The sequence below is a fragment of the Chitinophaga oryziterrae genome, from assembly GCF_009758125.1.
In the GTDB taxonomy this organism is placed as follows: Bacteria; Bacteroidota; Bacteroidia; order Chitinophagales; family Chitinophagaceae; genus Chitinophaga; species Chitinophaga oryziterrae.
Map to the genome: position 1 here is coordinate 327,781 of NZ_WRXO01000008.1, position 26,598 is coordinate 354,378.

General features: G+C 41.9%; 26 protein-coding genes. 10 read left to right on the top strand and 16 right to left on the bottom strand.

Annotated features, from left to right (window positions below; genetic code table 11):
• The first annotated feature begins 508 nt into the window (after positions 1-508).
• From GO495_RS24355 to GO495_RS24385, 7 genes are all read left to right on the top strand, one after another.
• Positions 509-1,132: a DUF502 domain-containing protein gene (locus GO495_RS24355; protein WP_157302554.1), complete on the top strand. Its 624-nt coding sequence runs from the start codon at positions 509-511 to the stop codon at positions 1,130-1,132.
• 219 nt (positions 1,133-1,351) lie between these two features.
• On the top strand, positions 1,352-2,281 hold the full coding sequence (locus GO495_RS24360; RefSeq protein WP_157302555.1) for a zinc dependent phospholipase C family protein: 930 nt from the start codon (positions 1,352-1,354) through the stop codon (positions 2,279-2,281).
• A gap of 189 nt (positions 2,282-2,470) precedes the next feature.
• Positions 2,471-3,541, top strand: coding sequence for a 3-phosphoserine/phosphohydroxythreonine transaminase (serC, locus tag GO495_RS24365; RefSeq protein ID WP_157302556.1), 1,071 nt, complete (start codon positions 2,471-2,473; stop codon positions 3,539-3,541).
• Positions 3,542-3,644: 103 nt separating this feature from the next.
• Entirely contained in the window at positions 3,645-4,886 is a 1,242-nt protein-coding gene (locus GO495_RS24370) for a DUF1015 domain-containing protein (protein WP_157302557.1), read from the top strand.
• 128 nt (positions 4,887-5,014) lie between these two features.
• On the top strand, positions 5,015-6,085 hold the full coding sequence (locus tag GO495_RS24375) for a tetratricopeptide repeat protein (RefSeq protein ID WP_157302558.1): 1,071 nt from the start codon (positions 5,015-5,017) through the stop codon (positions 6,083-6,085).
• A gap of 27 nt (positions 6,086-6,112) precedes the next feature.
• Positions 6,113-7,771 (top strand): phenylacetic acid degradation protein PaaN, encoded by a 1,659-nt coding sequence (gene paaN, locus GO495_RS24380; protein WP_157302559.1) that lies wholly within the window; start codon positions 6,113-6,115, stop codon positions 7,769-7,771.
• Positions 7,772-7,786: 15 nt separating this feature from the next.
• Entirely contained in the window at positions 7,787-8,449 is a 663-nt protein-coding gene (locus GO495_RS24385; protein WP_157302560.1) for a YceI family protein, read from the top strand.
• A 64-nt stretch (positions 8,450-8,513) separates the two neighbouring features.
• Here the strand turns inward: GO495_RS24385 and GO495_RS24390 are convergent, their stop codons facing one another.
• Positions 8,514-8,795, bottom strand: a complete 282-nt coding sequence (locus GO495_RS24390; RefSeq protein WP_240915315.1) for a winged helix-turn-helix transcriptional regulator — start codon at positions 8,793-8,795, stop codon at positions 8,514-8,516.
• A gap of 281 nt (positions 8,796-9,076) precedes the next feature.
• Between GO495_RS24390 and GO495_RS24395 the strand changes: the two genes are divergently transcribed.
• Entirely contained in the window at positions 9,077-10,192 is a 1,116-nt protein-coding gene (locus tag GO495_RS24395) for an alpha/beta hydrolase (RefSeq protein WP_157302562.1), read from the top strand.
• A gap of 44 nt (positions 10,193-10,236) precedes the next feature.
• Here GO495_RS24395 and GO495_RS24400 read toward each other — a convergent pair whose 3' ends face one another.
• The 13 genes from GO495_RS24400 to GO495_RS24460 form a co-directional block, all read right to left on the bottom strand.
• The gene (locus tag GO495_RS24400) at positions 10,237-10,593 is read right to left on the bottom strand and encodes a cupin domain-containing protein (RefSeq protein ID WP_157302563.1); all 357 of its coding nucleotides are present in this window, start codon (positions 10,591-10,593) and stop codon (positions 10,237-10,239) included.
• 3 nt (positions 10,594-10,596) lie between these two features.
• A complete protein-coding gene (locus GO495_RS24405) occupies positions 10,597-11,568 on the bottom strand; it encodes a glycosyltransferase (protein ID WP_157302564.1) in 972 nt (323 codons plus the stop codon).
• A 156-nt stretch (positions 11,569-11,724) separates the two neighbouring features.
• Positions 11,725-15,126 (bottom strand): ATP-binding protein, encoded by a 3,402-nt coding sequence (locus GO495_RS24410; protein ID WP_157302565.1) that lies wholly within the window; start codon positions 15,124-15,126, stop codon positions 11,725-11,727.
• A gap of 7 nt (positions 15,127-15,133) precedes the next feature.
• Positions 15,134-15,715, bottom strand: a complete 582-nt coding sequence (locus tag GO495_RS24415; RefSeq protein ID WP_089782063.1) for a DUF4194 domain-containing protein — start codon at positions 15,713-15,715, stop codon at positions 15,134-15,136.
• Position 15,716: 1 nt separating this feature from the next.
• The gene (locus GO495_RS24420; RefSeq protein ID WP_157302566.1) at positions 15,717-17,189 is read right to left on the bottom strand and encodes a DUF3375 domain-containing protein; all 1,473 of its coding nucleotides are present in this window, start codon (positions 17,187-17,189) and stop codon (positions 15,717-15,719) included.
• Between the two features lie 38 nt (positions 17,190-17,227).
• Positions 17,228-17,752, bottom strand: coding sequence for a class I SAM-dependent methyltransferase (locus GO495_RS24425; protein WP_157302567.1), 525 nt, complete (start codon positions 17,750-17,752; stop codon positions 17,228-17,230).
• Between the two features lie 4 nt (positions 17,753-17,756).
• The gene (locus GO495_RS24430) at positions 17,757-18,677 is read right to left on the bottom strand and encodes a hypothetical protein (RefSeq protein ID WP_205691320.1); all 921 of its coding nucleotides are present in this window, start codon (positions 18,675-18,677) and stop codon (positions 17,757-17,759) included.
• A gap of 56 nt (positions 18,678-18,733) precedes the next feature.
• Entirely contained in the window at positions 18,734-19,831 is a 1,098-nt protein-coding gene (locus GO495_RS24435; protein ID WP_157302569.1) for a toxic anion resistance protein, read from the bottom strand.
• Positions 19,832-19,852: 21 nt separating this feature from the next.
• Positions 19,853-20,467 (bottom strand): TerD family protein, encoded by a 615-nt coding sequence (locus GO495_RS24440; protein WP_157302570.1) that lies wholly within the window; start codon positions 20,465-20,467, stop codon positions 19,853-19,855.
• 1 nt (position 20,468) lies between these two features.
• Positions 20,469-21,023, bottom strand: a complete 555-nt coding sequence (locus GO495_RS24445; RefSeq protein WP_157302571.1) for a TerD family protein — start codon at positions 21,021-21,023, stop codon at positions 20,469-20,471.
• 11 nt (positions 21,024-21,034) lie between these two features.
• Positions 21,035-21,730, bottom strand: coding sequence for an HAD family hydrolase (locus GO495_RS24450; RefSeq protein ID WP_157302572.1), 696 nt, complete (start codon positions 21,728-21,730; stop codon positions 21,035-21,037).
• A 216-nt stretch (positions 21,731-21,946) separates the two neighbouring features.
• Positions 21,947-22,324 (bottom strand): VOC family protein, encoded by a 378-nt coding sequence (locus tag GO495_RS24455; RefSeq protein WP_157302573.1) that lies wholly within the window; start codon positions 22,322-22,324, stop codon positions 21,947-21,949.
• 66 nt (positions 22,325-22,390) lie between these two features.
• Positions 22,391-23,122, bottom strand: coding sequence for a helix-turn-helix domain-containing protein (locus tag GO495_RS24460; protein WP_157302574.1), 732 nt, complete (start codon positions 23,120-23,122; stop codon positions 22,391-22,393).
• An 88-nt stretch (positions 23,123-23,210) separates the two neighbouring features.
• Between GO495_RS24460 and GO495_RS24465 the strand changes: the two genes are divergently transcribed.
• A complete protein-coding gene (locus GO495_RS24465; RefSeq protein ID WP_157302575.1) occupies positions 23,211-23,999 on the top strand; it encodes a carbon-nitrogen hydrolase family protein in 789 nt (262 codons plus the stop codon).
• A 38-nt stretch (positions 24,000-24,037) separates the two neighbouring features.
• Here the strand turns inward: GO495_RS24465 and GO495_RS24470 are convergent, their stop codons facing one another.
• Together GO495_RS24470 and GO495_RS24475 are read right to left on the bottom strand one after the other, a co-directional pair.
• Entirely contained in the window at positions 24,038-24,766 is a 729-nt protein-coding gene (locus GO495_RS24470; RefSeq protein WP_157302576.1) for an SDR family oxidoreductase, read from the bottom strand.
• 63 nt (positions 24,767-24,829) lie between these two features.
• Positions 24,830-25,723 (bottom strand): AraC family transcriptional regulator, encoded by an 894-nt coding sequence (locus GO495_RS24475; RefSeq protein ID WP_157302577.1) that lies wholly within the window; start codon positions 25,721-25,723, stop codon positions 24,830-24,832.
• Between the two features lie 80 nt (positions 25,724-25,803).
• Here GO495_RS24475 and GO495_RS24480 point away from each other — a divergent pair.
• Positions 25,804-26,598, top strand: a 795-nt coding sequence (locus GO495_RS24480; protein ID WP_276611837.1) for a glycosyl hydrolase, incomplete at its 3' end; no start/stop codon positions are given.

The window sequence follows — 26,598 nt, forward strand, 5'->3', positions numbered from 1 at the left end:
TCATTTCCAGTCTATTGGACGGTTTTATAGGTTTCCAGTTTGGCGGTTTTCCAAATTTGCTATGCTCGGGGCAAAACTATGGAAACTTTTTAAACTACAAAAGTTTCCAATACATTTTTCTTTAATGTGCTTATCAAGATAGCGGTAGTGGATCAGTTTGATTTATTAACCCCACCCGCCATACAAACCAGTGTCTTCGGAGAGCGTTCGGGGAGTCTCTATGTCTTGAACATACGTTGAACACCCCTTGGTCACCTGTTGAACACCCTTACGGCACGTGGATGAGTCGAGAGTATCTCCCAGGTCTGTTCAACCTATGTTCAAGACATAGAGACTCCCCGAACTCACTGTTAATTTGTATAAGTCCTGAATAGTACGGAGAGGGAAGCCATTATATCACGGTATATTATTTCAAATAGGGTCAAACAGGGCAGATAAAATAAAGGGTGTAACTTTATGCTGTCATTACCGGGCACTGGTCCGGGACACACTTACACATAAAAACTATATGTCTCCAAAAATCAGATTGAAGCGCCTGGCAGCCCGCATCTTGCAGTATTTCTTCCAGGGACTCATCATTCTTGCTCCTGTTGGGATAACAGCATTGACCCTTTACTGGGCATTCATGACAATTGATAATATCATTCCAAAAGAACTGATCCCTATTGACACCCCGCTGAAATATCTCCGTTATAAGGGGGTAGGCTTTGTACTGGTAATTGTACTGGTAGTGGTAGTGGGATACCTGAGTTCTTCCTTTATACTAAGCAGGTTATTTTCCTTATTTGATCATTTACTGGAAAGGACCCCTTTTATTAAATATATCTATACTTCGGTAAAAGATGTATTTGATGCCTTTGTAGGAGAAAAGAAGAAATTCGATCATCCTGTACTGGTACAGATTTACGGGGTCGATGTATGGGAAATGGGATTCATTACCCAGCCCAATGTAGACAGCCTTGGCCTGGAAGACCATATGGCGGTATATGTTCCTCATGCATATGCTATTACCGGGAAGGTTTTTATCGTACCCAATGAACGGGTAAAACCTCTTACAAACATTTCTGCAGGAGAAGCGATGAAGTTTGCCGTGAGTGGCGGGGTGACCAGTCTTGATGGCCATCATAAATAAAAATCTTAACTTGGAAATAGTTCTGATAAGCTTCTGATAAGCTTCTGAACAGGATCATCCTCCGTTTATCCTCCGTTAAAAGACGGAGGATAAACGGAGGATAATCCTGTTCAGAAGCTGTTTTGAACCTGTTCTAAACTATAACAGAAATATACCAGGGATAAGATTACCATATCTCTACTATAATATTCAGCACACGTTTGTTAACAATTTCACCCAATGCATTACAGATTCTTAGCGATCGTTCTGATCGTATTCATTCCTCTTTCTACCAAAGGATGGGGCTTTTTTGCCCATCAGCGTATTAATCGTCTGGCAGTATTCCTATTACCTCCGGAGATGATGGTATTATATAAATCCCAGCTGGAATACCTCACTACCCACGCCACAGATGCCGATAAGCGCCGCTACATAGTGCCCGCTGAAGGGCCCAGACATTATATAGATCTTGATCATTACAAACCCAATGACCTTCCCAGGAAATGGATCTACGCCGTTACAAAGTTTGGTGAGGATTCCCTGAACGCCTACGGTATTCTCCCCTGGCACATATCTGTAATGATGGAACGCCTCACCAAAGCGTTCATGGAAAGAGACAGTAAACAGATCATAAAACTAAGCGCAGACCTGGGGCATTATATTGCAGATGCCCACGTTCCCCTGCATGCCTGTTCTAACCATAACGGACAATTTACCGGGCAACAGGGTATTCACGGACTATGGGAATCGAGGATCCCTGAATTACTGGCCGACCAGACCTTCAACTATTTTGCAGGAAAACCCGTATATATAACAGACATCTCTGCTACCACCTGGCAGATAGTGACAGAAAGCGGATTGGCAGCAGATACCGTACTAAGAAAGGAAAGGACTTTACAAGTGCCGCCAGACCAGCGTTACGCCTGGGAAAACAGGAAAGGCAAACTGGTAAGGACCTATTCAACCGCCTATACCAGGGCTTATCAGGCAGCCCTTGGGAACATGGTAGAGCGCCGGATGACCGGCGCAGTGCATATGGTAGCAAGTTATTGGTACACCGCCTGGGTAAATGCCGGTATGCCCCCTTTAGGCAAGGAAGAAGCGAGAATTTTCTTGAAGGAAAGGGTACTCCCTGTGAAAGGCAGGATGATAGGCAGACAAGAAGAATAAAGGGCTTTTTTCAATTAATTTCGATTTTAAAAAATAATAATTTATCTTTGTTCTTACTATCTTTTTTTTAGCCTTATCCTACACGCTATACAGCACCATTTTGAAATGCCATACATTTTTTAATCCATTCCTCTGAACAAACCAAGCAACGTGGAACAAGCTAACAATGTATTTAACTTAGATCGACCTATGAAGGTGCACAATTTTAACGCAGGGCCTTCTGTATTGCCAAATGAGGTGCTATATAAGGCCAGCAAAGCTTTGATTGACTTTGAGGGTTCAGGGATGTCTATTCTGGAAATAGGACACAGGACCCCGCTGTTTCAGGCGGTTTTGGATGAGGCACGCAATCTCTTAAGGGAGTTGATGCAATTGGATGATGATTTTGAGATTCTCTACTTACATGGAGGAGCTACCACCCAATTTCTTCAGGTACCTATGAATTTGCTTGAAAATGATGGAACGGCTTCTTACATCGATACAGGTGTATGGAGCAATAAGGCTATTAAAGAGGCAAAACAATTTGGATTTGTAGATGTAGCTGCCAGCTCTAAAGAAAGCAACTACAATCATATTCCCAAACAGTTTACCATTCAGCCAAAGTCCACCTACCTTCATATTACCACCAATAATACCATCTATGGTACGCAGTGGCAGAAGATCCCGGAAACGGATGTTCCCCTGGTAGCAGACATGAGTAGTGATATATTAAGCCGTCAGCTTGACTTTAACAAGTTTACGCTTATATACGCAGGCGTACAGAAGAACATGGGAGCAGCAGGTACCACCATGGTAGCTGTGCGTAAGAGCGCACTCGGTAAAGTGACCCGCAAAATACCGACCATCCTGGATTACCGCAATCATATAGAAAACGGTTCCATGTTAAATACCCCTCCCGTATTTGCTATCTATATATCCATGCTTACACTCCGCTGGTTAAAGGACCAGGGCGGTGCAGCCGGTATAGAGAAGATTAATGAGAAGAAAGCGGCTCTCTTATATAATGAGATCGATCATAACCCCCTGTTCCGTGGTACTGTTGCCAAAGAAGACCGCAGTCGCATGAACGTGTGTTATATCATGGATAAACCTGAACTGGAAGAAGAATTCCTGAAATTCTGTAAGAAAGAAGATATTATCGGTATCAAAGGTCATCGTAGTGTAGGCGGTTTCCGCGCTTCCCTTTACAACGCCCTTCCATACGACAGTGTAGAAGTGCTTGTAGAAGCAATGAAATATTTCAGCCTGAAAAAAGCATAAACGATTTTCTTTGCGCCATAACACAAAGGGCTCCATATGGAGCCCTTTGTGTTATGTATTAGTGCATTAATTAATTACTTTTGCGGCTTAACAACTATAAATCATGGCAATCATCAGACCCTTCAAAGGTTTAAGACCTACTCCCGAACTGGCTGAAAAAGTAGCGGCACGCCCTTACGATGTGTTGAGCGCAGCAGAAGCAAAGGTGGAAGCAACCGGTAATCCGTATGCTTTTTACCATGTTTCCAAATCGGAAATAGACCTGCCCGAAGGCACAGATGTGTATAGTCAGGCCGTATATGACAAAGCCGCAGAAAATCTGCAACGCTTTATACAGGACGGAACGCTCTTCCAGGATAACACCCCCTGCTATTACATATACAAGCTGGTCATGAACGGCCGTACACAAACAGGATTGGTTTGCGCTTCTTCCGTATCAGACTATAACAGCGGCATCATCAAGAAACATGAATTTACGCGTCCTGATAAAGAAAAGGACCGTATCAACAATATCAAAACCACCCGCGCGCAGACAGGCAACGTGTTCCTCGCATATAATGATGTACCGGAAGTAAACTTCCTGATAGAACACTGGATGACCGACCACGCCCCTGCTTACGACTTTACCGCAGCAGATGGTATTCAACACAGCGTTTGGGTGGTAGATGAACCTGCCGCCGTACAGAATATCACTACCCTCTTCGAGAAAAAAGTACCCTTCACATATATCGCAGATGGCCATCACCGTGCAGCTTCTGCATCCCTGGTACAGAAAGAGTTCGAAGAAAAACAGCTGATCTCCGCTGATGATCCGGCGAATTTCTTCCTCACCACCATTTTCCCCGCCAGCCAACTGGTGATCCTGGATTATAACCGTGTGGTGAAAGACCTCAACGGCCTTTCCAAAGAGGCCCTCCTGTCCCAGCTGGAGTACGATTTCAGTGTAGTGCCTATCGGCCATATGCCCCAGGCACCAACTATGCTGCACGAATTCAGTATGTACCTGGATGGTACCTGGTATCGCCTGCTGGCTGAAGAAGGTACCTACACCACCGATCCTATCGGTATCCTCGATGTCACCATCCTTTCCAATAATATCCTGGATAAAATCCTGGGCATTAAAGACCAGCGTACAGATAAGCGCATCGACTTTGTTGGCGGTATCCGCGGACTGAATGAACTGGTAAAAAGAGTGGACAGCGGCGAAATGAAAGTAGCCTTTGCCCTTTATCCTGTAACTATTCAGCAGTTATTTGATATTGCAGACAGTGGTAATGTGATGCCACCGAAGAGTACCTGGTTTGAACCTAAACTGAGAGATGGCCTGATCAGTCACCTGATCTGATCATAAAATTAACTGATATATCCGGCCCGGACCAACCTGTACTTCCTGTTGGTCCGGGCTTTTTAATTGGGGTTAACAATGGATGGCACATTTTTTTCTTTATTTTTACAACAAACGTTCAGACAGGCATGAATATGTTGAAATCAGTGTTATTTGCAGCGCTATTGTTCTCGTCAGTAATAGCATCAGGGCAGGATTCAAAAGAATTATACAATACAGCAACCGGCTTCATTCGTGGGGGAGATTACGCCAATGCCATACTGGTATTGAATCAGGCATTGCAAATGGAACCTGATAACGTAGAATTCCGCAAGCAACTGGGATTTTCTTATTTCCTGCAAGGCGATATGAACAAAGCAAAAAGCATCATAGAACCCCTTTTGAATAAAAAAGAGGCAGATGCGCAGCTATACCAGATTGCCGGAAATATCTACCAGGCACGCCAGGAATTTAAAACGGCCCAGAAATTATACGAAAAAGGACTGAAAAAATTCCCTGAAAGCGGTGAATTGTATAATGACAACGGACAACTACTCATGTTCCTGAAAGTATACGAAGGCGGGATGGGAAGCTGGCTGAAAGGAATTGAGAAAGATCCCAATTTCCCGGGTAACTATTACAATGCCGCCCGCGCCTACTCTTATACAAAGAATGTATTATGGATCATCATCTACGGAGAAATCTTTGTAAACCTGGAAAGCTATACGGACCGTACGGCTGAAATCAGGAACCTGCTGATAGATGCCTATAAAAAATTATATAACGATCCTTCTATCCTGAGCAAAGCCGTTGAGGCCCAGCAACAGGTGGATAAAAAAAGTAAACGCCCCTCTGCCGCAGAATTCCAAAGGGATTACCTGGCCGCTATGGGCAAACAGGTTGGCGTGGTAATGACAGGGATAGATCCTGAAACACTGATCATGGTGCGTACCCGCTTCCTGCTCGACTGGTATACATTTTCCGGGGTTAAATACCCATATGCACTATTCGATTTTCAACGTACGATGCTGAAAGAAGGAATGTTCGAAGCCTATAACCAATGGGTATTCGGACCAGTAGCCAACCAGGCAGCCTTCAAGACATGGACTACCCTTCATAAAACCGATTACGACAGCTTTCTGCAATTCCAGCGAAATCACCCACTGAAGATGAGGCCGGATGAATATTATAACGATAATGAGTTCTCGCTGCCAAGATAAGGATTGATCAATTTACAAATTCCACATATGCTCACGATCAAACACCAAAACACGATTGATAATGCCGTGAAGGCTAATCATGAACGCGCATTTTATTCTCAGTACCCTGAACATCCTAAAGCCTATGGCGAAAATGCGATGGAACAGGGCGCGGAAAAGTACCAGCAGTTGTTAAACAAGCCTTACAAACAACTGTTGCAAACGAATGAAATTTCATGGGCCGGAGAAGAATTATCTCCTTATTCCATGGAACCCCTCGGCGTTACCTACCCTATTTTTGATGCAAATACCCTGGTAGAAAAAGCGGCAGCCGCAGCTCCGCAATGGCGCAATACGATCGTATCCGTACGTGCGGATATTTTGGTAGAAACCCTTGAAGCTATTAAAGACCGCTTCTTTGAGATTGCTTACGCTACCATGCATACCACCGGTCAGAGTTTCATGATGAGTTTCCAGGCATCTGGCCCGCATGCCAATGACAGGGCACTGGAAGCCATTGCCATGGGATATCATGAGGGAACCCGTTACCCGGCTACCCTCCTGTGGGAAAAGCCAATGGGCAAAACGTCCCTGGTGCTGAAAAAGGAATTCCGGGCTATCCCTAAAGGGACCGGCATTGTAATAGGCTGTTCTACTTTTCCGGTATGGAACTCATTACCCGGCATCTTTGCAGACCTGGTTACCGGTAATCCTGTTATCGTAAAACCTCATCCAAAAGCGATATTACCAATTGCGATTGCTGTAAGTGCTATCCAGCAGGTATTACAGGAAAAAGGATTCAGTCCTAACCTCTGCCAGCTGGCTGCCGATACTTCCGCAGCGCCTATTTCAAAAACGCTGTGCGAACATCCGGGCGTTCAGCTGATCGACTATACAGGTGGCAGCCAATTTGGCAACTATGTAGAGTCACTGACAGGAAAAACTGTCTTTACTGAAAAGGCTGGTGTTAATTCTGTAATAATTGATAGTGTCACTGATATAGATGCTGTGCTACAGAATCTGGCATTCTCAGTGTCTCTTTACTCCGGACAAATGTGTACCGCGCCACAGAATTTCTTCATTCCACAAACCGGTGTAACCACTACCAGTGGCCATCTGAGCTTTGATGAAGTGGTACAGAAATTTAAAGATGCGATACTGTCGCTGGTGAATAATCCCAAAATGGGAGCCGGTACACTGGGAGCCCTACAGAATGATACTACCTTACAACGCGCGCATAATGCTAACAAGCTGGGCGCCAAAGTGATACTGGAAGGACAACCAATAGCCAGCGAAGAATTTACACATCTGAGAGGTTATACACCTACCCTGCTGGAAGTAAACAGCAGCGATAAGAAGATCTTTGAACAGGAATTATTTGGCCCGGTTTTGTTATTGATCAAAACCAGGGATACAAATGAATCCATTCAACTGGCCAGGCAGATGGCACAGCAACACGGGGCCATCACCTGTGCAGCATATGCTACCAACCCTGAAGTGAAAGAAAAGATCACTGAGGCGATGAATAGCGTTTTTACACCTGTATCTTTTAACTTTACCGGGTTCATTTGGGTAAACCAACACGCTGCTTTTTCAGATTTTCATGTGACGGGAGGCAATCCTGCGGGGAATGCAAGTTTCACCAATCCTGAATTTATCCTGAGGAGGTTTGTATGGGTTGGCAACCGGGAAGTGACCGGCAGCTGATAGAATAATATGTTTATGAAATATATACTACCTCTTATTTTTCTTGCTTTACTGACGGCCTGCGAGCAGGCGCCGAAAGCAGATAAGGCGACAACAACCGAGGCTCAGTCCGTAAAGGAAGGAGAAGGCAGTGCGTATCGTCTGGACACGACCATCAGTGAATTGCAATGGATAGGGACCAAACCTACCGGCAAACACACCGGCCGTTTCCTGATACACAAGGGAAAGCTCTACGTAAAAGATACAGCCATTACAGGTGGTAGTATAGAGATCAATATGGGTTCACTGAAAGATATGGATCTGTCTTACACTGACACTTCCCTGCAACGTAAGCTGGAAACAGAACTGAAAGGCCCTCTGTTCTTTGACGTCGAAAAATATCCTATTGCCCGGTTCGAGATTACCGGCGCCCGTGATTTTCGCCCGTCTGTAGGGAATGATGTAATGATGAAAGATGCAAACTATATGATTCAGGGTAATCTGACCATCAAGAACATTACCAAGAACATCTCTTTTCCGGCCTGTATCAAGATACGCGATGGGATATTAACTGCGGATGCCGTCTTTAATATAGACCGCACCCTCTGGGGAATGACCTACCGGGCAGATAAGTCCATGCAGGATAAGCTGATCAACTCCCAGGTGAACATACAACTGAAGATAAAAGCTTCAAAGTAGTGATAGCTTTAAAAGCAGACTCCGTCGCCGGGCAACCAGCGACGGAGTCGTTATTTCAGATAGCTTATACCGCAACAGCCTTGTCCTCGTATATCAGACTTGAAAACTCACACAACTGCTCCAGCAATTTGCATAACTCTACTCCATGTTCCGTTAACGCATATGTTACCTTAGGTGGCATTCCCTGGTATTGATGCCTGCTGATAAGACCATTCTTTTCCAGCGTTTTAAGGCGATCTGACAGGATATGGTCCGTTATGTAGGTAAGCTCTTCCCTGATAGCAGAGAATCTATTCTTACCCTCTTCAATGCAAAATAAAACGTCTGTCGTCCAACGGCGACTCATAGAGAATAAGAGTTCGTTCAAAGGGCATTTATTCTCTAAAAATGATTGATTCTGATAATTTGACGAGTTCGTCTTTCTTTCCGGCATAATCTTCCTTGTTCAAATAGTTTACGAAATTATGGGTTTTCTATAAGGCCAGCTATTGAAAAGGTAAGGCTATTGTCTAAAATAACCAACAGTAATTGATGGATGGACAGACCTCCAAAAAGCAGCTTCATTTTTAAAGCCGGATGATACACGGTTCATTCATATCTTTATGCATAAGGAATATGCCTGCTTATATGATCCGTTTAGTATTAATTATCATTCTCTTATCAATTTCCCTGCTGGCGATATTCAAAGCGCCTACCTATCACCTCTGGTTGCTGGCTATTGGGGTTGCTGAATTTGCCTGGATATTTACAGCCGTTACACTGGTATTATTACTGAGTGGTTTCTTTGGTGGAAAGTATCAACTGGCAGGTACTATCTTAGGTATTATTGCACTGATCATTTTCCTGACCCCTATCTTACGGGCATGGTCAGAAGGCCGGCAACTGGCTGCTGCTGTTGATGATACATTCGGGAATGATCCATCCCCTAAACCCTTAGCGCCTTTTAGCCTGATGACCATGATTACAGGTAATCGTCTGAAAGAAGTGCCCTGTAAAACATTTAACTACCATTCTTCATTACACCTGGATTATTACCCTTCACGATCCGAAGGATTACGTCCTTGTATAATAGTGATTCATGGCGGTTCATGGAGCAGCGGCGACAGCAAACAATTACCTGAGCTGAATACCTGCCTGGCCAACACAGGTTATCACGTAGCGGCCATTAATTACAGGCTGGCGCCTGCATTCCAGTCCCCGCTTCCTGTAGAAGATGTCTATGCTGCCATGGAGTACCTCAAAGTACATGCTACCGAATTAAAGATAGATCCTGCCAACTTTGTATTACTGGGACGTTCTGCAGGTGCACAGATAGCTTTACTGGCTGCTTACCGGCAACCTGTTCCGGGATTAAAAGGCGTGATAGATTTTTATGGCCCTGCGGATATGATATGGGGATATTCCCTTCCTGCCAATCCCTGGGTAATGGATTCACGTAAGGTGCTGGAGAATTACCTGGGCGGCTCTTATACGGCCGTCCCTAAAAATTACGAGGCCAGTTCTCCGATTGAATTCGTCAACAAAAACACAGTTCCTACACTTATTATACATGGAGAACGTGATGTACTGGTAGCACATGAACATAGTACGCGGCTAACTAAAAAACTCACCGCTAATGGTATCAAGCATTTCTTCCTTTCACTACCCTGGGCTACGCATGGTTTTGATTATAACCTGAATGGGCCCGGCGGCCAACTGTCCACCTACACCGTAAAAAGATTCTTACACTACGTAACACAGTAAACCGCGATAATCATACAACAGGCTCCACAATGGAGCCTGTTCTTTTATTTTGCAATGAAGTTAATCGAAGCTTCGTCTTTGAAAGCTACATACACCCTGTTCCAGGGCTGATCATCTATCAGTTTCCACTTATGCCCTGTTCCTGTAGTATCCAACGCTATCAGTATGTCTCCCGGTCTTAAAGTAAATGTCTCCCCCAGGAAGGTTTCGAACAACAAGGTCCCGGATAGGGTAATGACATATTGGGTAGCAGGCGCCGGATGCCAGTCGTACGACGAATGTGGTGCCGTTTCATTAAACATCACTGACTCCGTCTCTCTCAACTCCTTGTTGGCAACGGTCCCTTCTATTACATGCGAATGACCATCTTCTCCTGTAAATAATTTATACGCCCTGATCATAATCTATTTAAACATTTTTCTAAAGGTTTCTGCTATTCTTACATGGAAAGGTTTGGCACGGGTGAAAGCCTTTTCCGCTAACCTGCATTCTTCCCTTATCTCGTCTGTAATATGTTTATCCAGTTTTATAAAACGGCCGATACGCCTGATAAAACGTACCCGTTTTCTTCTGGCATGTACCAGCAGGTGCAATTCGTTTTCTTCAATCAATCCGTTCATCTCTTTACGCAACATATCAGAAACGGGATCAATCCCCTCCATTATCCTGTTGATCTTCTGAATGTATTCAAATCCTACCTGCTGCCCCTGATGCAGACGGTATTTAATTAACGGTTCATCTATAAATCCTAATGCATGATAATGTGCTGCAACAACAGCAATCCAGCCGTCATGCCATAGCTTATGCATTAAACGGAAAGGAAGTATTTTATCCAGGAAGTCTTTTTTTATGGCAACAGTAGCCCCTGTAACTATCTTACCGTATTTAAGCAGGTAACGTAATAGATTATCTTTATCTGCGGCGTACTGTACGATCTCCTTTGTAAAAACATTCACATCCCATAATGAAGAGGATAAAGGCAGGTCATTATCATCTATGAAACTCGCATTCGTAAAGACTACTTTATCTTCCTCATGATGATTAAAATGCGCGATTACTTTTTCTACTTTCTGAGGATACCAGCTATCATCCTGATCACTGACGAAAATGATATCTCCTTTGCACAGGTATAATGCCTTTTCAAAGTTCTTTCTGGCTCCTATGTTCTTTTCGTTTCTGACGATATTGAATATGCCGGGATATTTTGCAGCGTAGGCGCTGAGAAGGGCAATGGTATTGTCTGTAGAAACATCATCTACAACAACTATTTCATTTACAGGGACAGTCTGATTAAAGATACTATCCAGTTGTTCGTGCAGGTATTTCTCACCGTTGTACGTACATAATGCAACAGATATTGTATATATTTTTTCCACGCCCTAAGATAATATTTTTAACGGTTTCAGCGCATTTTTAAGAGTTCGGGTGAGAAGCGGTAAGCATCTCCGGGCCATCGGGCTGATAAATAATTCCTGTCCCTGACTGTAAATCCTTTTTCTATATCATTGATACGGTCCCTGAAAAGAGGTTTCCTACACTTCTACTTCATTCCCCTTTATCTTCGCCTGTAATTCTTTTACGGTCATATTGTACAATACGCTGTGGCGATTCTGAACACGCTGAACAAGATGTACATGTGCTATAAAATTCTGCACAATAGCAATCTTATCACTGGGAGTAACCACCAGTAACTGTAAATGCAACTGTTTACAAAGCTCCATCAGATAAGTTGCTTTTTCTTCATCCTGATTACTGAAGCTTTCATCTACGGCAATAAAGCGAAGGCTTTTACTGTTCTTCCCTTCTCTTGTTATTCCGAACTGGTAGGCAATAGCGCTACACAATATGGTATATGTTAACTGAGCCTTTTCCCCTCCGGAAAGCTGCCCCATCTGACGGTAAGTCTTTTTAATCTCGTTTGTCTGCCTGAAGCACTCATCTGCCCAGAATTCCGACCAGTTCCTTGCATCCATCACACGATTACGATAAGCTTCACTTTCATCTAATGCACTGATCAGTGGTTGCACTTTCTCCCTGAAATGCGATGCTTTTTCTTCAAAGCTGCTTTGTTGCCAGTTCGCGGCCTGTGGTAAAGCTTCCAGCAAACGTCCGCGGAATTCTTTTATTTCAGTACCAGTGGATACAGGCCTTCTGCCCAATTGTATATAAGTATCAGGAAGCCTGTTAAAATTAATTCCTATTAAAGATTCATTCAGTTTCCGGATCGTATTACTGATATCTCTCTCCCACTTTTCCATCTCTTCATTCAATCCACCTATCTTATAAGTGATGGTAACATTGATAAAGCTTTCAAAGTCCTTTTTAAATTTAGGCAGATTATCTTCTGTCAATTTACCCATCCATTCAATATACTCTTCAGCGAATGCAGCATCATCAGAGAATCCTTTTACGTCTGAAATCCAGTCGGGGAATTTCTGTAATAATTCAGCAGATGGATTTTTTACGCGGTTGATACTCCTGCCCAATTGAACTTCTTCTCTGTGACTGGCATCATCAGCCTTTTTGAAATTGGCTTCTTTGGTTTCCCGTAATGAGTTGTAAACGGTAGTAATATTCTCCAGCGTTACTTCACTCAGGATATTACTATGTTGTTGCTGGAACTGTAACAGTTCATCCTTATCTTCTTCAGTGATATGTTGCAGTATAGGCAGCAATTGTTTTATCTCACTCTCCATCAGGGAGATCTCGTGCTGATCCAGCGCCTCTTTCCGGATTAATCCATCCTGGTAATGCTGGTTATCCAGTTTCTGTCTTTCTATATCCAGTAACTCAACCTTCAGCGCATCCAGTTCTTTGTTCTCTTCACGCAGGGATGCGATCTGCTCCTCTGTTTTGCGAACACTTTTATTGATCTTAACAAGATTGATCTCATCGTATCCTTTATGTTCCTTTATTCTGCTGGCAGCACTAAACTGCTTTTGTAAACGATTAGATCTGTTCTTACAGGTCTGCAAAACCTCATTAGAAGAAGAGATGATATCGTTCAGTTTATTCCTCCTTGTGATCAGTGCTTCTTTTTTCTTTTCGTTATTCCAACCCATCACATAACCGGAAGCACCACCTTTACCGGGGCGGTCATCTTTTTCATGTCTTTCCCGGCTCTTGATCAACCCTTCCATGGTAATAGCCATATCATACCGTTGTAAAGATTTCTCATCTTTTACACAGATATAATTATATCGTTGAATGATTTGCTGTTGTACCCATTTGCTCAATTTATGTTCCGGATGAAATTCCAGTTTATGATAAACGGTATCATCATCAGGATATAAATCCAGTGCCGCATCTTTAATATGATGATACACCAGGCGTGAGCGCATATTGTTATTATTTACGTATGCAGTTACCTTTTTATAATGTTTATCCGGAATCAGTAATCTAAGAGAAAATGAATGCAGCAATTTTTCAATTGCAGGCTGCCAGTCGGTCTCGCTCATTCTTACCTGTGCCAGTTCACCTGCAAAAGGTATGTCGTTTGGATCTATCTTAAGATCGTTACACATTTCCTTACGCACCTGTATAAGATGAGAAGGAATATTGTTTTTAGACTGATGCAGTAATTCGATTTCCTTTTCTAATCCAGACTTCTCTTTCTCTGCATCATCTTTTTCTCTTTTAGCACTGTACTCATCTTCCTCATTTAAACGATGTTCGTTCTCGAGTTTTAATACAGACCTGCCTACTTCTTTTAGTATGCGCTGGTAGGTAGCTTCATCCGGGATGTCTTCTTCTTTCAGATTCAGATCATTACACCATTCCAGCAATTGCCTGAGGTTCTCATCTGCCTGCAGCTTTTTCTTCCTTAACTCCTGTATCTCATTTTCCAGTTGCTGTAAACGTTGTCCCGCTTTATTCTGATCTAATAAATTTCTTGTAACCCTTTCCTTTTCCTGTAACTCACTTTGCAATAATTTTGCTTCCTCTATTTTCTTTAATAGTAAACTGACCTGTTGACGACGCTCCTCTAAAGTCTGGGAAAGCAATTGGTGTTTGGTGAATTTGTTCCATATAGCGGAAATGTCCAACTCCTGTTGCAGTTGCTTTTTCTCTATTTTCAGTTTGGAGAAATTCTTGTAATGTTCAGCTAAAGGTTCGAGCAACAATATCTGCTGTTCTGCTTTTTCTATGTTCCGCTGTGCATCCAGTAAGGTTGTTAAATGCTTCTTTAACTCCTGAAACTGCTCTTCCATATTGCGGGGTTCCAGCATATGCATCCGGATAAAATCATCCAGGTTGCCTAATACTTTAATACCTACCGTCTGGTTAAACAACTGCAATGCCTGAATACTTTGCATCCCCAATGCATCTACCATACGCAGGGCGTATTTACTGGCAGAGTCGAACCATTCTACCATTTTACGGTTACCCTTATTGTAGCTCTGGTCTAAACGACGTTTCCAGTTTCCGCCGAGATCGAATGGTTTAAAGTCATCTTCAATGTGCAGGGACTTATGCGCAATACCAAACACCTTCTTCATGTCCCCGTTAGAGAAATATCTTACCTGGAACAGTGTTACTGCCTGGTCTGCTTCATTTTCAAAATTGGCCAGCAGGATACTATAGGCTTCTTCCTTATTCTCTCTGAGGTATAAAGTTTTGGTGGCGCCACTTACCTCACTGTTGATCATACCATAACCACCCATTACATAGGAGTCTTCTGTACGGTCTCCTTTCTTTTCACTGCCACTACTCTGATTATAAAAACGGTATTTCTTCTCTGGCACTATCAATGTCAGCAGTGCATCGATGAAGGTTGTTTTACCACTACCATTAGCGCCGGTAAGCAAACTGGTTTCCCCACATGGCTTGATGCTGTGTATATGTTTATCAAATGTTCCCCAGTTAAATATTTCTAAATATTGTAAACGGAAACCACTCTTATGACTATCTGTATTAAAAACGTCTAATTGCATCTGTAGGCTACGGATTTGAATGTGCTGTTAATTGCTGATGAAAGTTCTCCAATACTTCGCTATCAACCTTAGCTTTTATTATTTTCCTGATCCTGAACTTCTGTTCATCAGCTACCTCATGGTTTTCTGTTTTTTGCAGAAAACCATTCTCTTCCATTTTATCAATCAGTCTGTCTATTTCTTTTAAAAATTTTATACGACTTGCACCTTCTTTAAAATGCAGTTCTGCATATTCTTTTATTTCACGTCGTTTCTTTATCAGCTCGCGCGTGGTGGCTTCACCTATCTCAAATTCTGCCATCATCTCCCGGAGTAATACCAGCATAATACTTTCTTCATAAGTATATGATCTTCTCTGCACCCAGCTCACATAGGCATCATCATCTTCCGAAAGGGAATGTTTTACAAATGCAAATCCATCCTGTTCGTCCAGTACCAGCATAAGACCTAACTGCATCAGGAATCCAGTCAGCTCTACTTTATACTGTATCAGTTTTTCCCAGATATTTCTATCTACGTATTCCACAGGTCCCTTCAGCAGTTTAACTACCACTACCGCATAAGGCAATATTTTATCAGGAGCGCTCATCTCATTGTAGTTTAGTAAACAATAAATAGGGTACTTCCACGAACTTAGTCTGTTCCGCATTGAGAGGGATCAGTTCGTAGGTATTCTGCACCGTCAGTGCCTGTTTAGATTTTTCACGGAGAAAATCATAATATCCTATCACCTCTGCCAATCCATGTTCCAGCGGTGAATGATCCAATACTTCTTTCAGTGTAGCAGTATCTTTCCCTTTTAAAGCCTCTTCCACTTTTGCCCATAACTGCTTTTTATTGACATAACTCATATTCAGCAAGCGGCCGAACCTTACCATATCCTCTATTTTCTCAGTAGTAGCGACAGGCTGTACAACTTCCGCAACACCTTTCTTCTGTTCCAGTGCTACCTTTCTCTCCATCACCATCTTTATCTCTGCACTGTCTTCCAATGTAATACCGGCACTTACATCCCCATTATCTATCAGGCCAAATACCAATTCTTTAATACCATTGATCTGTTTGCGTAAACGTCTGTGCCGTGCTATTTCTTTTTCGGAGATAATACGGCTCAGTTTTTCTGCCATTTTATCATTGGCACTATACACTGTTTTCCCTTGTTCCAGTAACAGCGACTTGATATTCTGCAGGAAATATTCGTCGTTCTCTATTTTCCTGTCTTCCAGTAACTGTGCTAATTGAACAGTTAATTCCCGCCAGTCTTCATTTCCTTCACGAGACATAAGAAAGTCCCAGAAAGCATAGAAACTCTTACCCTGATTACTGTTACGTAATGTATCATATGCATCAAATGCGAACCCCAGGATAGCGCCTTTGTTTTGTTCTGCTTTGGTATGCTGCTCTACGATGGAACGGTGGATATTTTTGAAGTTGTCCTCTACCTCGCGGAAATCACTGATCAGTTCATAACATAATCTTGTAAAGAGTTCCAGTCGTTCCTGCACCTGCGCATTGCTGTAGCGTTCAGGTCCACGTCCCATTTCAATCGCCTTGATCTCTTTCTCTATTTCCGATTTTTTATTCTTTAATATTTCCAGTCGCTTCGTCCTGTCATCTTCTGTATTCTCAACGATATCCCTTAATGAGTTGAACAATAATTTAAAGCGGCTTTCCGTACCAACGTGCTGGCGTAGTTGGAGGTTTTGCATCCACTGGAAGACTTTCTCTGTATGCGCGCTTAACTGGTATTGGGTGTTCCCTTCTGCATCCGGCAAATCTTGCAAGATTCTTTTCTGTACCCAACTGAGGATATATTTACGGCTACGGGTCTCTTCATCCTCCCCAAAATTGATCTTTGCCTCTTCCAGATCTTCCTCCACATCCTCATGAGAACCCAGCTCTTCCGCTAATAGTATTATCAGCCTGGTTTCCGGAATGGAAAACATGTTCTCCTCCTTGAAAATGTTATATAGAAATGGCAATATCCAGTTCGCATTTCTCAGGCGCAACATCTGTATGGCCGGAGATGTGGATATTAACCCATGAAGGTCCTTTTTATTCATACAGGCTGTAATTTGGAGAAAAAACCGGAGAATTGGGCCTACCTGTGGATAAGTGCCGCATATATGTTAGCACGTCCGTAAAGAGAGGGGTGGGTCTGTAATTTAGTTATGCGGGTATATCCCTGGCTCTCAAAGAATTGCTGAAGGGATTTATAACTTAAAGGATAAGGCACCCAGGTAGGGACTGGCTGGTCCGTATCATACTCTACTATCAGTAAACTACCGCCTGGTTTCAGTGCGAAGTTTATTTTACGCATGAAGTTTGGCCTGTCCTTTACATAATGCAATGCATTCGCCATTACAAAACCATCTAAGTCATTGAAAAAGAACGGATCATTCACAAAATCGGCTTCCTCTATTTTGACATTTACGCCTGCTTTTACGGATTTAATGGAGGCTGGAGGTCTGTAATCTATTGCGTGAATAGTACTTCCTGGCAGCAAAAAATGTGACAAAGCAGCGGTAAATAAGCCGGAGCCGCAACCCAGGTCTGCCCATTGCGTGATCTGTGAGGAAGAAAGCTGATCATTCTGAATCAGTTGTATCGCATCGTTTAATTCCATTCTCTTAGAGACTGTTTGTATTCAGCATGGATTTAAGAATATTGGCCTGCACATCAAAGTTGGTAATATTCTGTAAAAAATTCACATCGTCAATCTTGTCGTAGTATTCTTTCAGCAAGGTTTTAATTTCATCGGGGATCGTGCTTTTAGTAATGTTTGCCGCACTTTGCAACTGATCATTTCTATCCATCAGTTCCTGCCGGAGTTTTGTTTTTTTGGACAAAGTGTTTGACCAATCGATCCCGGAGATCTTACTAATATCACAAAACAGGAATAAGTTCCTGGAAGGCAGAAACAGGAAATGGCGCTCATCTCCTGCTATCTTATATATTTCCAGCACTAAATGACCGGATGTAAGTCCGCAGAAGAATTCACTTTTAAAATCTGTTTTATTCAGGATACCCATCAGTTTCCGTTGAATGATAGCGTATGTATTCCTGTATACTTCTGCTGGATTAAATGTAGTAAGCTCTTCAAACAACGACCATGGGATGTCGTAGTAGAAGTCAGCAGAAAAGCGGGCGCTGAATGCATTTATATTTTTGGAAAACGGATCTTCATCCCTGTTCTCGGATAAAAACTGGAACAATTTCCTTAATGATAAATTGACCTTTAGCGCCTGCCGCTGTTTATCAAGATTAAAGTTCTTTTCTGTGAATACGGAATTCTCAATGTTGTCCATCATCTCTTTATTCAAATGGATTTCATCGAAGAGCACATTCACATTCCTTTCGTTGGCAGCCTTTATTTTCTTTAACAGATCAACTACTGTGGTCGTATATTGAAGATGGAATAACTCCAGTTTATTTATATCCAGTTCCGGATTGCTCTCAAATAATTTATGAATTACCTGGGTACGGAGATAGATTTTATAAATCACTTCCTCTTCAAAAAAAACAGACAGCAATTGTAGTTTGCTGACCATTCTATTTGAATCACGTAATAATATAGCCACATTGTCATCCATCTTCTTCCCCCTACTTAAACATTAGTTACACCTTTTCTCAATTCAGTTTCAAGGCTCTGTAATTCTGTGTCCAGTTGTCTTCTGCTTTCTGTACCCTGTTCGTGAATCTTCTTCACTTCAGTCAGTGTATCGATTAATGATTTCGTGGTCATTTTCAATGTTTCTATAGAAACAACCGTCTTCTCATTTTCTTTCGCTACATCAATACTATTCTGTTTCAGCATTTCTGCATTCTTCTGTAAGATAGTATTGGTGGTATCAGAGATCTTTTTCTGCATCTCCACATTGGCCTTCTGCCTTTGCAGCGCTACGGCAATGGTGAGTTGGTTTTTCCACACAGGAATAGTAGTAGATACAATCGACTGTGCCTTTTCAGCAATAGACGTATTGTTGTTCTGGACTACTCTTATCTGTGCCAGAGACTGCATCATGATAAACCGTACGATCTTCATATCAGCAAGACGCTTGTCTAACCTCTGAACGAAATCCCTTAAATCGGCAATTTCGTAATCGTTGTAGTTCGCAGAATTTGCTTCCATCTCAGCCAGTTTCTCACTCAGTTCTTTGAATTTGATCGTACCGGAGATGATCAGCTCTTCCATTTGTTTAATGTGATTGACATTGCTGTCGAACATTGTCTGGAGGGAGCTGTTGTCCTTTATAGAATTGATCCTGCCTGCTTTGATCTTATTGGTAATCTTATCGATGTTATTGATAACAGTATCATATTTCTGAAACAGCTTCTGTGCATCAAATACTATCTTTTTCAGGAAAGGTATTTTTGATAACATGGATTTGAAGCCACCCTGATTCAGTTCATCAACATCAATATAGTTCAGTTCCCCTAACAGGTCATTGATCAGGTTACCAACTTCTCCCGAATTGAAAGTACGTACAGAGGTAAGAAATTCATTACTGTACTTCTCCATAGAGTTCTGCACATCCGTACCATAGTTCAGGATGGAGTTTACATCACCGGGTACAAGATTCTTACTGAGTTCTCCATATTTTTTGGCATCTTCCGGAGTTACTACCGTCAGATCAACATTTCCCTCTTTGTCTACCCTTGGATGGGAAACGCCGAGTTCTGTGCTGTTTAAATTATCTTCCATAAGGCATTTTTTAAAACAAGGTTATAAATAGTTCTGTGTAACGGTGTTCACAGTTTCCTGTAACTTTTTATCTTTAGTAGGCTCTCCTATTGCATTGAATTTCCACTCTCCGTTTTTCTTATAAAACACACCCATTACCATAGATACGTGACCGGAGAACGCGGATTCATGCGCAATATCATATTTAGCAAATACTTCTGTTACCCTGGAAGGAGTACCTTCATAAATACGGATAGATGCAAATGGGATTGTGCCGAAATCCTGTCCTTTGAAGCTGTTGAGCACAAAAGCTACATAAGATACATTAGCGTCCAGACCAGAGAAATCAATTGTAATCACTTCATTATCCAGGCCATCATCTCCGCCAACATCACCGGTACGGTCATCACCACTGTGTTTTACCGCGTAATTTTTTGAATGCAGGTTACCGAAGTAAATAACTTCCAGTACCTGTTTTTGTTCATTGTATAATGCACAACTGGCATCCAGATCTACGGCTTCCTTTGTTTTGGATAAACCGAACAGGGCTTTCTTTTCTATAGCGCCCCAGTTAATACCGACACAAACACTTTGTAATTTTGCGCCGTTGCTTTTTTCAAGCGATATACGTTGTCCTTTCTGAAGATTAATAGCCATCTTAGTTATATTTATTTAAGTAATCCTGCAGCCCTCCTTTCATACCTACGCCGACTGCTTCAAATTTCCATTCGTTATTACGTTTGTAGATCCTTCCGAATTCTACTGCTGTTTCTATGGAGAAATCCTCTTCCAGTTCATATTTCAGCAGTACTTCATTGGTCACAGAATCGAAGATGCGTACGAATGAGTTCCTTACCTGACCAAAGTTTTGTCTCCGGCTTTCTGCTTCGTGGATAGTTACCACTATGCATATTTCAGTAGCCTGTGCATCAATTTTGGAAAGATCTACGATCACTTGTTCATCATCGCCAGCACCTTCACCGGTAAGATTATCGCCGGTATGATGTACAGCACCATCTGGAGATTTAGTGTTATTATAAAAAACAAAATGCTGATCAGAAAGTATCTTTTTATTTTCTCCTAAAATAAAAACAGAAGCATCCAGATCGAAGCCAGTGCCCGTTGAAGAACTGTTAGTATCCCAGCCTAAACCAATTGTAAATTTTGGGGAATTGATTGTTTCTCTTTGTCCCTTTTGCAAGTTAATAGCCATGTTATAGACTTTTAGTTAAATAAACTTAAAATAGTTTTGTTATTGGAATTTATCAGCAATGTACTGATACCTGCTACGCTTCCGCCTTCTATATCGGCTTTAACGTTGTCTCCCACATGAATGATCTCTTTTAAATCCAGCATGTCTTCTTTCCTGTTTGCCACAACTGTTCTTATCATAAGCTGGAATAATTCCTTATTGGGTTTCGACATTCCTACCTCATCAGAATACAATTGAAAGTCGAATAAGTCGTGGATATTTAATCTTTTCAGAACTTCCCTCAACGTACTTCCCTTGATAAAAGCGGTGTTGCTAAGCAGACTGAGTGTATTATTCCCATCCTTTAACCGGCATAATGCATCTGAAGTATTGCTGCAATAAATAACAGGCAGGTATTTAAAAACAAGCTGTTCCATTTCATTATACAATGCTTTCAGATCAATATCATGAAAAGCATATGTATGATCGTTCATGGCACTAATGACCATGAGGTACATTTCTTCTGCTTCCAGGTTATTGCCTGTTTTCTCATTAATCGCATTACACATCAGATCTACCTGCCGGAATATCTGTGTTACTTCTTCCAGGGATTTGTTTTTCTGATTAAAATTATCAAAAAAGAACCTGTTTCTCTCCTGTTTAAACGAAGGATGAGATTTAATTAAAGTTAGCCATAAGTCAAATGAAAAGTGCTTGTAACTGATCATTTAATAATTGGGTTTATGAGTCTGTCAGCCCTGCTTTTGGCTACAGTTGCCTATTAAAAGTAATGAGATTTTACCTTTAAGCAAAAATCATGCTGGGTGAGCGGGTAATATAACTTTTTGCTAACACATGCAGGAAGGCTATATATTAACACAAAAAACTGTTTATCAATAGATTACACTATTAATAAACAGTTTATAATGATTAAATTCGATTATTTATTCGTGTTCGGCAAAGGAGAGTACGTAACCATTACAATCCTTGATAACGAATTCCGTAGCTCCGTAGAAGGTCTTTTCCAGTCCGCTCAGCACTGTTACTTTATCCTTTATTGATGCAAAAAGGCCCCGGATATCTTTTACGTTTATATATAAAAGAAGAGAACCACCATCTGTTCTGCTGATCTCTGGCAGGCGGCCTTCTATGCTTTTAAAGGATTCGAACATCAGGGTAACATTGCCGTTTTTCATCATTGCCCAAACAGGATTTTCTCCGTTTTCAGGGACTGTCATAACAGGGCTGAATCCTAAGATCCGGTAGAATGCAATGGTATTGTTCATATCATGAACATAGATGTTAGGCGATAATGATTCCATGTCTTGTTTTTTTTGCCTCAAAATTATGACTCCGCATGTACGGGAACTTGGAAAAATCCGGCAAATTTATAACTGAGCCGGGGTAAGACCGGTAAAGGATTTTACTTCATTACACAAATGTGCCTGATCGTAATAACCGGCTGCATAAGCGATGCTGGTGAGGTTTACACCATTGTTATTTTTAATGGTATGCAGCACGTTTGTAAATCTTACCAGTCGTATCATCCCTTTAATACTCACGCCCGTGTGTTGTTTAAAAATCCGTTCCAGTTTTCTTTCACTCATCGCATGCCTGCTGAGAAGGTCTGCAACGCTGAGCTGTCCTTTATATGCGGAGATGTCTTCCATCACAGCGGTTATCGGTAAATACGGTGTATGCAGCTTTTTCAGGAAATAGCTGTCCAGCTTTCTTTTTACATCTTTCCGTTGATGGATAATTTCAGCAAGCTGTTTATCCTCATAAGGAACAGCCTGATTGGTAGCTTCTTTCAAATCCAGGCTGTAAAAAGCGGCGATACTTCCCGGTTTAAAACGGATACCGATGGTGGATGATCCGGACTGGCGGATACTGTCCCTGAAAGTAGTCATCGTCCCAACCAGGTAGCTTTCTTCAGGCAGCATTACCGTATGCCCGTTTGCACCATACACAGTTGTACCCATATTGTAGATAATATCGGCACAGCAGTCTGGTAGTATGCGATAAGTGTAAGGGCTTATCTCCTCACCGACACTGAAAGTCCAGTAGGCATCTATATAGCTTCGCAAAGCTGGATGAGGAAGGTATTCTTTGTAACCCATTTGCGCATCAAATTACTGATTTTGCAAGATTATTGCACTATCAAAACTGAATTTGTAAATTTGAAAAGCCTAATCCAATTCATAACTTATGAAAGTAGCGATAGCTTCTCCTCCGATCCCGGCATCTATCAGTGAAGGTTTATACTGGCTTGAAAAGCTGGTGAAAGATGCCGCTGCTCAGCAGGCTGAAATTATTTGTTTTCCTGAATCTTATATTCCCGGATATCCAGGAATGGGATATGCAGAAGATCAGCGTGAACCTGAAAAGTTACAGGCTGCGTTGGATAGTGTATGTAAAATAGCAGCGGATAATTCTATCGCTATCATTGTACCGATGGACTGGCATCATCCGGATGGGCTGCTGAACATCGCTCATGTGGTATCCGCCACCGGAGAGGTGTTAGGTTATCAAACCAAAAATCAATTAGATCCTTCAGAAGATAACATATGGATTCCGGGTGCTGAGCGTAGTATTTTTGAAGTGAATGGAGTGAAGTTTGGAATTGTCATCTGTCATGAAGGCTTCCGCTATCCCGAATCTGTGAGATGGGCTGCCCGTCGTGACGCAAAGATTGTCTTCCATCCTCATTTTGGTGGCAGTAATATCAGTGGTGTACAACTCACTGAATGGGGAAACAAAGACAATCCTTACTACGAAAAGGCCATGATGATGCGGGCGTTGGAGAATACGATATACTTTGCCAGTTCTAATTATGCTTCCCTTTATCCGGACTCTGGCAGTGCAATAATAGCCCCGGATGGCCGTTGCATTATTCATGAAACTTACGGAAAACCGGGCGTAATTGTAGCAGATATCGACCCTGAGGCAGCGACAGGATTGCTGGCAAAAAGATTGAAGAACGAATTGTATAAATAAAAGAAAGGGTGTATTCCCGATACACCCTTTTTAATGCATTACCACGGATACACTTCCCCTTCGGCATCACGACTAAAGTATTTACCAGTAGGGCCATCAGCTCCTATCGTTGCATACTTAACAAGAAACTCCGCAGCCCCCTCTACACTCCCATGTCCGTGATGCTGGTTAAAGTCTGTTGCAGTATATCCCGGATCTACCGCATTAATTCTGAAAGTATCACGTAATTCATAAGCCAATGCAATGGTATAAGCATTCAATGCCGTTTTTGAAGGCCCGTAACTGGCTCCTTTAAAAGCATAATACTGCCAGGATGGATCACTGTGATTTGTAAGTGATGCCAGTCCGGATGTAACATTCACAATTACCGGCTGTACTGACTTCCTGAGTAGATCAAGGAATGCCAGTGTTACATCAATGGTACCGAAAAAATTAGTGTCAAATACTTCACGGATCTTTGCAGTCTCTGTAGTAGCAGGGTCTTGAGGAAGGCTTCCCAGGATACCTGCATTATTTATCAGCAGATCAAGTGAGGTTATCTTTTTACTAATAGCATGCCGAGCTGCATTGATTGATTCTTTATTACTTACATCAATCTGAACAGCTTCCAACTGTGTCAACCCTTCACCTTTCAATTGGGCTACAGCTTCTTCCCCTTTTTTAATGTCCCGGCTGCCGAGATAAACGAAGTAACCTTTCTTTGCTAATTGCCTGGCTGTTTCAAATCCGATACTTTTATTGGCTCCTGTTATAAGTGCTGTTTTCATATATTTTTATTTACAGGCAAAATTATAACTGCCGCTGAATCCCGGACAGGACTCTGAGTGGTATCAATGGTACATTTCACGGAAGTTGTCCCGATAGGCCACTGGCGTATAGTTGGTAAGCCGTTTAAAGAACCTGTTGAAGTAAGAGGCATCTTCAAAACCTAAATGATAAGCGATCTCTTTAATAGCATAATCAGTATGAAAAAGTAATCTTTTGGCCTCTAATATCAAGCGTTCATGAATATGCATAATAGCAGGCTTACCACTTTGCTCCTTCACCAGTTCGCTTAAATGGCCTGCTGAAATGTTTAACATTTCTGCATATGCGTTTACTTCATGTGAAGTAGTATAGGATTCGTCAATTTTAGAAAGATATCTTTTCAATAATACTTTATCCGGCAATTGTTCTGCTGCGCTAAATTGTTCAGTATATAATCTGCTTAAATAAATAAGTAAGATTTTCATGTAAGCCATCAGCATATTATGCTGCCATGAATGCTTAGCATGATATTCCGTATGGATCTTTTCCAGAATATCCTCTACAAATATCAGATCCTGATCACTTAAAGACAACTCATGACCATCATACGGATTTTGAATGATAGGTAAATCCTTTAATACCCCATTATTATCTGAAGCCAGGAAATCATGACTAAAGCTGATGGTCATACCTGTAACAGGCTTCGATTCTTCCTTTAGATGAACCTGGTGAGGAACAGTGAAATAAAATGTATTGGATTTCAGATCATAGGGTGTCATATCTATCCAGTGACGACTACTACCCATTTTTATGAAAGCCATAAAATAGTAGTCTTTCCGGTGAGGTATTAAGAAATCAGCCTTCATATAATTAGTAACACTATCCCCCTTGGCAATACGGACCATCTGATTACCAACAACACTGTCTGGTTCAAATGCATATTTCGGCACTATCTGCTCTTCATTATACAGATACATTTATTCAGGTTTAAAAAGTAGCCAATGTTATAAAGTTAACTCAAAGCATTTTTACTATTCTCCCCTTTTTTATATATTGTATGATGCCCGTTACGAAAAACATCTATCGCATTTTATTCTTTGTCTCGTCTGTTGTCCTCTCAGACTCCTGTAGTTATCATGTAGCCGGAATTGAGAAAGGATTCAAATTACCGCCGGACACCATTCAGACCAGCATATACTGGTACTGGCTTTCTGATAACATCTCAAAAGAAGGTGTCATTAAAGATTTACAGGCCATGAAAAAGGTAGGGATCAATCGCGCCTTCATAGGAAATATAGGATTAGACCCTAATAATCCACCTTATGGAAAAGTAAAACTCTTTTCAGATGAATGGTGGGATATTATGCATACCACACTAAAAACTGCCGGCGAACTGGGTATTGAGATCGGCATATTCAATGGGCCCGGATGGAGCCAGTCAGGCGGCCCCTGGGTGAAACCGGAACAGGCTATGCGTTACCTGATATCATCGCAGGTGACAATACAGGGCGGCAAGGAAGTGATATTGAAATTAGAGAAACCGATCAGCGAGTTTCAGGATGTACGTGTCATTGCGTTTAAAGCCCCGCGACAACTAAACACCCCCTTACCCAAACTCAGTTCCAGTCCCCTGCTTGCCGATCTGGACCTCCTTACTAATACAGATACTATCCGGGCTATCAACTTCGATGCTAAAGGACAACAACAGATCGATATAGATTTCCCTGTTGAATATAAAGCACAGAGCTTAACTATATATCCGGCGCTTCATAGTATGGTATCCAATGTTACTTTACAGATCAAGGAAGATACGGGGTATAAAACGATCAGGCAATTTGACATTAACCGTGGC